This is a genomic window from Bacteroidota bacterium (assembly GCA_039111535.1).
Lineage (GTDB): Bacteria > Bacteroidota > Rhodothermia > Rhodothermales > JAHQVL01 > JBCCIM01.
In genome coordinates this window covers 16,826-27,087 of sequence record JBCCIM010000074.1, presented here as the reverse complement: position 1 = coordinate 27,087, position 10,262 = coordinate 16,826, and the positions used below count along the sequence as shown (strand labels likewise).

Sequence of the window (10,262 nt, the reverse complement as noted above, 5' to 3'; positions counted from 1 at the left end):
CAAAGCCAAGTTCAAACATTATTACGCCAGGAAACTGGCTGAAGGCAAACCAAAGAAGCTTGTTCTGAACAACGTATCCAACCAACTACTACGCATTGTTTGCAGTATGCTCAAGCACAACAAACCCTACATCGATGAATATGTCTCGGTCAATCCGAGGCTTCTTTTAACTTGACAAAGTCATAGACATCAGAATGACGTGGTGGGGAATGTCATGCCGTTGCCTTTACGTCATGCTATTGCTATTACGTCATGCCGGACTTGATCCGGTATCCAGTAGTTTACCTGAATGGTAGCATTAGGTCGCCCGCCGTGCTATCCCAGATTCTTCGGGGACTCAGAATGACGTGGTGGGGAATGTCATGCTATTGCTATTACGTCATGCCGGACTTGATCCGGTATCCCACCAGGTATATTAACGCTTAACGCACTAAAATAATCCTATGAACAAGCTTCTCACGCTGGTTGTAGCCCTATTGCTTTTTCCTGCAACCCTCTATGCCCAGCAAAGCAAAAAGATACTCGACCATGATGCGTACGACATCTGGAATCGCATAGACGAACAAGCCATTTCTAATGACGGCAATTGGGTCCTGTATTCTCAAAGCCCGGAAGACGGTGACGCCCAACTCCACGTGAAGGCGCTTGATGCGGAGTCTGCCTATGAGGTTGCGCGTGGTGTTGATGCAGCGTTCACGGCTGATTCGCGGTTTGCGGCGTATCTGGTCAAGCCGGCCAAAGACAGTGTACGGCAGGCCAAAATCGACAAAAAGAAAAAAGACGAAATGCCTCAAGATGGACTTGGTGTCATCAATCTGGGCAACGGCGATACGTTTACAGCTGATAACGTAAAGTCTTACAAACTCCCGAAGGAAGCCGGCGGCTGGATTGCCTATCACCTCGAAAAATCTTCAGAAAAGGAAGAGGATAAAGCTGAGGAAACGGAAGAGAGCGAAGCATCAGATAGCAAAAAGAAAGAGAAAGACGCTGGCACAACCCTCGTACTTCGCAACCTGAACTCAGGAGAGGAAACGCGTTTCGACAGCGCAATAGCGTACAGTTTTACAGAAGACGGTAAATGGTTGGCCATTGCTACATCTACCACAGATGGCGATTCAGATGGCGTCTATGCTGTGCAAACCGCTTCAGGTGAAGTGACTGCCATCATGGAAGGTGAAGGCAACTACAAAAAACTGGCCTTCGACGAAGCAGGGACCCAACTGGCATTCATAGCCGATACTGAAGATTATGAGGGTGACCAGCCGGCCTTTACCCTGTACTATTGGACGCCAGGCGGCGATGCCATCAATCTGGCAGATGCAACAACAGACGGTGTACCCGATGGTTGGTGGGTGAGTGAACATGGCAGCGTTTCTTTCTCAGAAAACGGAAGTCGGCTTTACTTTGGAACGGCACCAAAGCCAGCGCCGGAACGCGACGAAGAAACGCTTGAAGAAGAGGAAGTTGAACTCGATGTCTGGAACTGGAAAGATCCGTTGCTCCAGCCGATGCAAATTGTGCAGCTCGAACGCGAGAAGAAGCGCACCTACCGCGCTGTTGTGCATCTTGTCGACAAACGCGTGGTGCAACTGGCAAATGAAATGCTGCCTGATGTTACCGTCGGTGACGAAGGCAACGCCGGCGTTGCACTCGGCACCTCCAACATGCCGTACAGACAAGAAATTTCCTGGGCCTGGCCGCGGATGCAGGATGTGTATGTGGTAAATGTAGCTGACGGCAGCCACCGGTTGTTGCAGGAAGCAGTCCGCGCAACCCCCTCACTATCGCCTGATGCAAAATACATTGCCTGGTGGGATCGCGATGAAGCCGATTGGTACGTCCAGTCAACCGCCGGCGGCGCGGCTGTAAATCTGACGCACACGTTGCCGCATCCCGTATACGACGAACTCCACGACCGACCCTTCGAGGCCGGCGCCTACGGATCTGCCGGCTGGACTGAAGGGGACAACGCATTCCTGATCTACGACAAGTACGACATCTGGCTACTCGACCCATCAGGCAAAAAAGAGCCGATCAACCTCACCGAAGCTGATGGTCGTGCCAACGATACACGCTTCCGGTATGCAAGGGTCGATGCTGAAGAGCGTGCTGTCGATCCGGATGCACCCATGTTGCTTTCAGCCATGAACATGAAAACCAAAGCCGCTGGCTTCTACCGCGACAAAATCAACCGCTCCCGTGATCCGCAGCAACTCGTGATGATGGACCGGATGTTTTCCACACCACGCAAAGCAGGAGACGTTGACAAGCTCATCTTCACGCGCCAAAACTTCGAAGAGTTTGGCGACATCTGGACAAGTAGTCTGAATCTGAAGAACATGACGAAAGTGAGCGATGCAAACCCGCAGCAAGACGAATACATGTGGGGCACGGCGGAACTCACCGAATGGGTATCGCTCGACGGCATTCCGCTTCAGGGCATCCTCTACAAGCCCGAAGACTTTGATGCCTCGAAGCAGTACCCGATGATGGTGTACTTCTACGAGAAACTCTCCCAAAACCTGCACCGACATTCGCCGCCGGCAACCGCACGGTCGAGCATCAGCTACTCGTTTTACACAAGTCGCGGCTATCTCGTGTTTGTCCCCGATATTCCCTACCGGAACGGGTACCCGGGTGAAAGCGCGTTGAATGCCGTAGTACCGGGTGTGACCAACCTCATCGCGCAGGGTTTTGTAGATGCGGACAACGTCGGCGTACAGGGTCACAGCTGGGGCGGGTATCAGATTGCCTACATGATTACCGAAACAGATATCTTCAAGGCTGCTGAAGCCGGCGCACCCGTGGTTAATATGCCGAGTGCTTACGGTGGCATCCGCTGGGCCTCGGGCATGAGCCGGATGTTTCAGTACGAGCAAACCCAAAGCCGCATCGGCGGCACGCTCTGGGAATACCCGATGCGCTACATCGACAACTCTCCGCTTTTCCAGGCAGACAAAGTGAACACGCCGCTCCTCATGATGCACAACGACGACGACGGCGCCGTGCCGTGGTACCAGGGCATCGAGTACTTCGTGGCACTGCGCCGGCTAGGTAAGCCCGTCTGGATGCTCAACTACAACGGCGAACAGCACGGCCTGACCCAATACAAAAACAAACGCGACTGGGCCATCCGCATGCAGCAATTCTTCGACCACTACCTGAAAGGTGCGCCAGCACCGGTATGGATGGAAGAAGGTGTGCCGGCGTTGAAAAAAGGGCAGACTTTGGGGCTGGAGTTGGTGGAGGATAATTAGGAATGCCGATTTTATTTCATCAGTCACATAAGCGAGCTTATGTTCGTGTCGAATGCCGATTTTCGAATGTGTGAGGAAAGACACCATCCTTAACCTATGTGATCCAGAGCCCCGCGAAGGATCTCTACCAGGATGGCACTGTGGGGGAAAGAGTGCTGAATGTTGATTATTGAGTGGTTGTGGATTAGCGTTCTGCGACCCCTCCACGTCATGCCGGACTTGATCCGGTACCCAGTAAGGGATGCCGAGTGCCTGATTCTAAGGCATTCGACACTCGGCATTTTCTCCTCAATCAGGTCCAGCACAACCTGAAGCAAAACTATCTAGTAAGACAAAGGCATTCCCGCCCTTTCACTCCTCTGTCGATCCCACCAGCAGATTCAACCCATTCAAAATCTCGCGTTGGACTTCTCTTGATGGTGCCTCCTCCAGGTATCTGGCAAGCACCTGCAATGCCTCCTCGTTATCCTCAGCGGCGATGCGTCGGACTGTGTAGCTGAGCAGGTTGGGTAGCTTGGCGGTCATGGCGAGTTCGAGGGCTTTGCCCATATCAACGGTAACCATTGGCTCAGCGGCGTACCATACCATCAGGGGAAGGTTGTGGTCGTTGGCATCTTCTGCTCTGCTGTAGAGCCCGGAGAGTACGGACCAGCGCCGGCTCGGCTCGACACGCTGCATTGCGCTTGCCAGGTAGAGCCGTACCATTGCTGATGCGTCGTTGTGCGCCATCTCAGTGAATTTGCCCATCGTGTTATCCGATACCTCTTTATCATCTGCGATCAACTGTACTGCCCAGCCGCGGACAACATCGCTGCGGTCGTCGAGGAGCTTCATCAGTTCTGTGTCTGTGATGCCGTCGGTTGTGTAGAGTGTCCAGAGGGCGCGGAGGCGCCGGCTGGTATCAGGGTTGCGGTCGAGGATTCGCTTAAGCTGCCGATGCGCTTTTTTGCTTGTGCCGCGTTCGATCAGTTGCAACCGGGCCTGGCGGACGTACCACTCGTTTTTATTAAGGTGCATTTGTACGAGCTCATCTTCAGCGGCTTGTGCCAGGTTCACCTGTACCCACTGATCATTTTCGTGGGTGATTTTGAAAATGCGGCCGAGGGTTTTGTCGTGTACGTCCGGGTTGGAGCTGTGGCACTGGTTTTTGTCGTACCAATCGATTGCGTGGACCGATCCGTCGGGGCCGTAGCGGTAGTTGAGCATCTGCGACCAGGAGTCGTGCGCAAACAGGAAGTCATCGCCGCGGCTACCCACATAACCGGAACCGTTCCGCTCGATGATTTCTGTGTTGGCGCGGTAGCCGTGGATGTTGCTCATGAACAGGATGTCGTGGTACTCCGCCGGCCATGAACCGCCCTGGTAGAACATTGCGCCAACGTGGGCGTGGCCACCGCCAGCTTCATCTGACCGATGGTTACCGGCATGCGGACCTCGGTCACCCACCCAGTGGAGGTCCTTGGTGTGGGTTTTGATGTCATCGTACGTGTACGGGTTAAAGTGATCAAAGGCCTGGCGCTGGTAGCGTGCGCCGGGGATTACGTGGTACAGGTGCGGGATCACACAGGCGGTGATGAACCCGTGTCCGTTATCGTTAAAATCGATGCCCCACGGGTTGCTTGTACCTTCGGCATACAGCTCAAATTCTTTACGCGTAGGATGATAGCGCCATACGGCGCCGTTCAGTTTTACACGGTCTTCATCGGGTGTGCCTGGAACGCCCACATTTGATGGTGTGAAGACACCCTGGTTGCCGTATAGCCAGCCATCGGGTCCCCACTGGAGGCTATTCAGCGTTTCGTGCGTATCGCGGGTGCCCCAGCCGTCGAGGTGAATGACGGGTTCACCTGCAGGCTTGTCGCCGTCGCGGGGGATGAAGAGCAGGTACGGTGCTGCGCCCACCCAAACGCCGCCCAGGCCGAGTTCGAGGCCACTGACGAGGTTCAGGTTTTCGACAAAAATTTTGCGTGAGTCGAGTACACCGTCGCCGTTGGTGTCTTCAAAAATGAGGATGCGGTCGCGTCCTTCGCCTTCTGGTGCAGGAACGGGGTAGGTATGCGCTTCTACCACCCAGAGTCGGCCGCGTTCGTCAAGGGTGAATGCAATTGGTCGAACAACATCGGGTTCTGCTGCAGCGAGGGTAACCTTGAAGCCGTCGGGTACTTCCATCGCCGCCACAGCTTCTTCGCCGCTGAGGCCAGCATTGGGCACGTGGAGGATGGGCGGCATGATATAGATGTCCGAAGCCTTGAATTCGTTTGTAAACGAAGGCCGATCCGGATACAACTGGAACGCGTCAAAAGCAATGTAGGCCAGTTTATTGTCGCGGATGTATGGAAGTCCGGATACGCCGTCTTCTTCATCAACAAGTCTGATGAATATTTCTTTGTCTTGCTGCTCGCGCAGGTCAACCACAACGGGGCGGAGGTTGTGGGCATCGTGACCAGAAATCTCGAAGAAAATCTCGTTGCTGGATGCATCAACCAGTTCGACGCGTGCGCCGGCAAGTGCGCCACCGCCAACCAGGAAACTGGCGTAGGGCTGAGACGCAGTAAAGGCTTCTGAGGTAAGCGAGCCTTTGGCGCGGTGGCCGTTGGCTTCGGTACTGCTCATCCAGAACGTGCCCTCATGCTGGCTGCGGGTATCGCCGGTTCTGAGCAAGAGTACGTCGCCTTCCACTGGTGCTTCACCAAAAGCTTCACCGGTTGCTGTCCAGTCAGCGAGACTACCATCTTCAAAACCAAAATTGAGGAGCCGTTCGTCTTTCACAACTGGTAGGGCCGCAACAGGGAGCGCGTTGGGGTCGATGACTTCAAAGGCGCCTTCCATGCCGGCTTGCCGATGCCCCGGGACGGAGCAGTAGTAGATGTCGTTTTCTTCAGCAACAAACGTGACGCTCGTCTGGGCACCCGTTTCCACAATCGCCGCTGATCGCGCGCCGCTTTTTTCCATGACTATGTCATGCGTCAGCGTCTCAGCGTTTATCATAATGATTCGCACGGTTTCGCCTTTATTAGCCCGCAGCACAGGATTCCGGATGCCATCGATATCACCGCCGATGCCTTTGTAACCCAGGATAGAGGCGCTCAAGGTGTATTCCCGGTCAACCGGTTCATCTTGCGCAAGGGCACTGGGGGTGAAAAAGAATGCTATAAGCAGCGAAAACAGACAGAGGATGCGTAGCGTCTTCATGGCGGGGTATCAAATGGGTTTTGGAGGTTCCCCATTAATGTAATCCTTGCCATGTTAAGATTACAACTGGACAGGGTTTGAGTGGCGCTTGAAGATTGGCAGTTCGTATTGAATATCGAAAACCGACCAAGAAACACTGAATTTCAAAGGGTCGTTTTTTCACTCCTCACTCCTCACTCCTCACTCTAATTTCCAAAGAAGTCGAGGACGTTGCCGAGCGTGCTGGATTCCGTTCTGTACAGTTCAGTGAACTGGCACCGGATGCAGGTTACCGTAGTGAATTTTCGGTTTTGTACGTTGAAGAACTTGCTCAGTCCGCCACCTGTTGTGGCGATTTGGCCAACGTCGAATTCACGGTTTTGGCATTTGGGGCAAGACCAATGTTGGTGTTTCATCCGTGCGGCTACCTGTGCCGGGATTGGTTCGGGAACGTATAGAGCATACGATTTTCCGGCCTTTAGTTACACCGTGATGGTTTACCGCGGTGTGGCCAGCACCATGGTCCAATACGAGCCATAAGTAGAATTACTGTTTTCTGCGACAGCCACAGCAAATTCGGTAAAGCGGCCATTCATGATATTGGCGCAATGCCCCGGGCTTTCGATCCATCCAGCGATTACTGCTTCGAGTGAGCCATAGCCGGCAGCGATGTTTTCACCCCACGTTTGTGCAACGTAGCCAGCACGAGAAATGCGTACGCCGGGGCTCTCACCATCCAGATTGGTGTGGTCAAAATAGTTTTGTGCTGCCATGTCACGTGAGTGCGCCATTGCAGCTTCGGCCAATTGGTCGCTCCAACCCAGGGCAGCTACGGCATTGTAGGACTCGTTGCCGCATTGTTGTCTTACCGCACGGGCAACGTTGGTCAGGTGTGTGGCTTCGCCGGCAAAAGATGGATCTACGGGCGGTTCTTCCAGTTCTTCAACGCGCTCTTCGATCAATGCATCTAGATCGGTACTGTCGCAGGCTACGCATATAAACAGGCACAGCAGGATGAGGGATAGTCTTTTTGTATACATGGCTCCGTTATCGACTTGAAACGGGGGTGCGATATGGTATGCAAAGGGTATTCCGGAAAGGCTTTTTGAATGTCGATTTTCGATTGCCGAGTGCCGAGTGATTTGCTGGGTACGCAGAGATATTCTTTCACGTTATGCCGACATGGTCCTCTATCCAGAAAGGGATTGTTGAACGTCGGTTTACGAATGCTGCGTGTCGATTTATTAAGTGTCACTACCTGGGAATTCCAGAATTGTACATATCGCTCGGCATTCGAAACTTCTCCAGGCTTCATTCAAATCCATGTTTGAGATTCTTCTTCATGCCTTTATCCTGCCGCAAACGTTCGGTGGGTCGCCAATATCTACCAGTCAGCCTATTATAGTGTGCAATGAGGGGCGTCCTTCGTATACTTGGCGTCCGGTGTATTTCCGGCAACTTCTTGAGAGAAAAGCCGGCTCCACGAGTTCTATCTGAAAGGGATTTATCATCCCGTAGCTTTCACCGACCCCAGGTTACATGCGATCCTTCATTGCACTATTTCTTTTAGCCTGTCTGGTTACCAGCTGTGATGACGCGGTAATCGATCCGTTTAACAATGACGGACGGTATTATACAATTTATGGATTCCTCGATGCGCTTGAGCGTAATCATGAAGTGCGGGTCATTCCAGTAACCCGTCGTGGAGAGAAAATCACCAATCCGAACAACCCTGAGTCTCAGTTGGATGCTTCGGTGCGCAGCATCGATTTGTTATCGGGGCAAACAACAACGTGGCGTCATTCTTTGGAGGAGCTGGAAGATGGAACCTATGCGCATATTTTTCGCGCTACGTTTCTCGTGACAGCCGGCGCCACGTACCGGCTTGAAGTGGAACGGTCTGACGGGGTTGTTGCCTATGCTGAAACCACAGTCCCTTTGATCAATACCGCTTCACTTTTTGAGAAAGGGCCCGTTGTGTTTTCGGCAGATTCCTCGATTGTGACGCAAGAGATTTTTATACCCACTGTTGACTCTCCCTGGGATATTCAGGCTGTATATCTTTGGGCAGCTGGCCCGATTAATCGCCGGATCTTTGTCCCATACGGCAGGCGCGGCAGCCGTGGCCCCAACGGGGGATGGAATTTGACCGTGCAGATTTCTGAAGACCAGATTCCTGTGATGGAGAACGTTGAGCAGTCACGGATACAAGATTTTGAAAACCCCAATATCCCCGTTATCCTTTCTGCAATGGGGGTACAGGTGCGCGTCCTCGATGAAAATTGGGATCCGCCCGAAGGCGAATTTGACCCGGAAATCCTGGCTAACCCTAACAGTTTGACCAACGTTGTCAATGGATATGGATTTTGGGGTTCTGTTGGTTTGTATCGGGAAGAATGGAATATGTGCGAACTATCTGGGGCATTGGGGTATACACCATCAGTCGCAGGTTGTTAGTTGAGGGCCTTTGGGTATCGCTCATTGCCGTGTATTCTTACGCGCGGTGAGCGGTCACGCCTAATCTGGCAAGTTTATTGGTACCTAAACATTTGTGTGCTGCACGTAACATGTTGGTACGTTGCATTTCTTAAGGGAAGCCATTTCTCAAAATTATGAGCATTCAACTGAAGAAGCATTCCAACCCAGAGTTCGGTACCCGATCTCGTATTGGTACCGCATTGCTCATGGTTGTGATGCTGCTGATTACCGCTTGCTCTGATGATTTTATTGATCCTTTCGAAAATGAAGGGCGCTACTTTACGGTATATGGATTCATTGATTCACAGAAAATCAGCCATAAAATTCGGGTTATACCGGTAACCCGACACCAGGCCGTCATCCGCAAAGAATCAGATATTCAGGCAGCCCTGGATGCTGAGGTTACCATTTCGGACTTGAGCACTGGCGAAGTTGTTGAGTGGGAGTATGGCCTGGAAAAACTGGAAGATGGGACGTTCGCCCATATTTTCCGCTCTGATTTTATCGTGATCCCCGGCCGGCGGTATCGCCTCGATGTTACCCGTTCAGATGGTGTTCGGGCCTGGGCTGAAACGCGGGTGCCTCATATTCCAGACTCTGCATTTTTTGATCTCGGTCAGATACAGTTCTCACCAGACTCTTCAGAAGTTTTACAGGATATTTTGATGCAGGGCGAGTTAAACCCCTGGGCGTTTGAAGCTATATACGCGTGGAGTGGCGACTTTTTTAACCGCCGGGTTTTTGTCCCTTATGGCCGACGTGGAGAACAGGTTGGTGCTGGAGGATGGCGTACCCAGTTGAGTATTTCAGCCGATCAAGCAGCCGTTTTTGAAACCATCAGAGAATCGTTGCTTGCCGGGAAAATTCAGGATGACACGCCCCTGATCCTCACTGGTGCCGGCCTGAGGATGACGATGCTTGATACCAATTGGGACTTATCAGACGGCGCTGCCAATCCCAATACCCTCGCGTTTCCTGAAGCGGGCACCAATATTAATAACGGGTACGGTTTTTTTGGATCGATTGGACACTACGTCCAGGAATGGGAGGCATGTGAACTCTCCGGGCCGCTGGGCTATGAGTATGCGGAGGCTAACTGCGGCGCAAGGGATCAGGACTAGATTGGTACGTAATTCCCTAAAACAGTAATGCCCTTGCGAAAATGCCAGGCGTTTAGCCGGTCCGCAAAGGGCAACTGCTCGATGATGAAACGGAGTTTGCTACTGGGTCAAGTAGTGCTCCTGGGTCGGTTTCAGCGGATATCACGAATGTCGCGGATATCACGAATGTCAGATGTGGTGTTCATGGTGTACCTCGGATCGGAAAGTAAAAAGAACACTTACCTTTTCGTATGAA

6 protein-coding genes are annotated in these 10,262 nt (G+C 52.5%); 3 read left to right on the top strand and 3 right to left on the bottom strand.

All coding sequences use genetic code 11. From position 1 onward, the window contains the following. Positions 1-443 precede the first annotated feature (443 nt). Positions 444-3,257 (top strand): prolyl oligopeptidase family serine peptidase, encoded by a 2,814-nt coding sequence (locus AAF564_12905; GenBank protein MEM8486444.1) that lies wholly within the window; start codon positions 444-446, stop codon positions 3,255-3,257. A gap of 351 nt (positions 3,258-3,608) precedes the next feature. Here AAF564_12905 and AAF564_12900 read toward each other — a convergent pair whose 3' ends face one another. The 3 genes from AAF564_12900 to AAF564_12890 all read right to left on the bottom strand — a co-directional run bounded on the left by AAF564_12900 (position 3,609) and on the right by AAF564_12890 (position 7,468). Further along, the gene (locus AAF564_12900) at positions 3,609-6,449 is read right to left on the bottom strand and encodes a PVC-type heme-binding CxxCH protein (protein ID MEM8486443.1); all 2,841 of its coding nucleotides are present in this window, start codon (positions 6,447-6,449) and stop codon (positions 3,609-3,611) included. Positions 6,450-6,634: 185 nt separating this feature from the next. Next, complete coding sequence (locus AAF564_12895; GenBank protein MEM8486442.1) at positions 6,635-6,844, bottom strand: zinc ribbon domain-containing protein; 210 nt, start codon at positions 6,842-6,844, stop codon at positions 6,635-6,637. Between the two features lie 81 nt (positions 6,845-6,925). After that, positions 6,926-7,468 (bottom strand): CAP domain-containing protein, encoded by a 543-nt coding sequence (locus tag AAF564_12890; protein MEM8486441.1) that lies wholly within the window; start codon positions 7,466-7,468, stop codon positions 6,926-6,928. 499 nt (positions 7,469-7,967) lie between these two features. Between AAF564_12890 and AAF564_12885 the strand changes: the two genes are divergently transcribed. Together AAF564_12885 and AAF564_12880 are read left to right on the top strand one after the other, a co-directional pair. Next, entirely contained in the window at positions 7,968-8,885 is a 918-nt protein-coding gene (locus AAF564_12885; GenBank protein MEM8486440.1) for a hypothetical protein, read from the top strand. A gap of 155 nt (positions 8,886-9,040) precedes the next feature. Continuing rightward, on the top strand, positions 9,041-10,027 hold the full coding sequence (locus AAF564_12880; protein MEM8486439.1) for a DUF4249 family protein: 987 nt from the start codon (positions 9,041-9,043) through the stop codon (positions 10,025-10,027). Positions 10,028-10,262 lie beyond the last annotated feature (235 nt).

Excerpts from the sequence above, each read along its gene's own strand:
- AAF564_12905 (MEM8486444.1), top strand. The coding sequence starts at position 444 with ATGAACAAGCTTCTCACGCTGGTTGTAGCCCTATTGCTTTTTCCTGCA.
- AAF564_12895 (MEM8486442.1), bottom strand. The coding sequence starts at position 6,844 with ATGAAACACCAACATTGGTCTTGCCCCAAATGCCAAAACCGTGAATTC.
- AAF564_12880 (MEM8486439.1), top strand. The coding sequence starts at position 9,041 with ATGAGCATTCAACTGAAGAAGCATTCCAACCCAGAGTTCGGTACCCGA.
- AAF564_12885 (MEM8486440.1), top strand. The coding sequence starts at position 7,968 with ATGCGATCCTTCATTGCACTATTTCTTTTAGCCTGTCTGGTTACCAGC.
- AAF564_12900 (MEM8486443.1), bottom strand. The coding sequence starts at position 6,449 with ATGAAGACGCTACGCATCCTCTGTCTGTTTTCGCTGCTTATAGCATTC.
- AAF564_12890 (MEM8486441.1), bottom strand. The coding sequence starts at position 7,468 with ATGTATACAAAAAGACTATCCCTCATCCTGCTGTGCCTGTTTATATGC.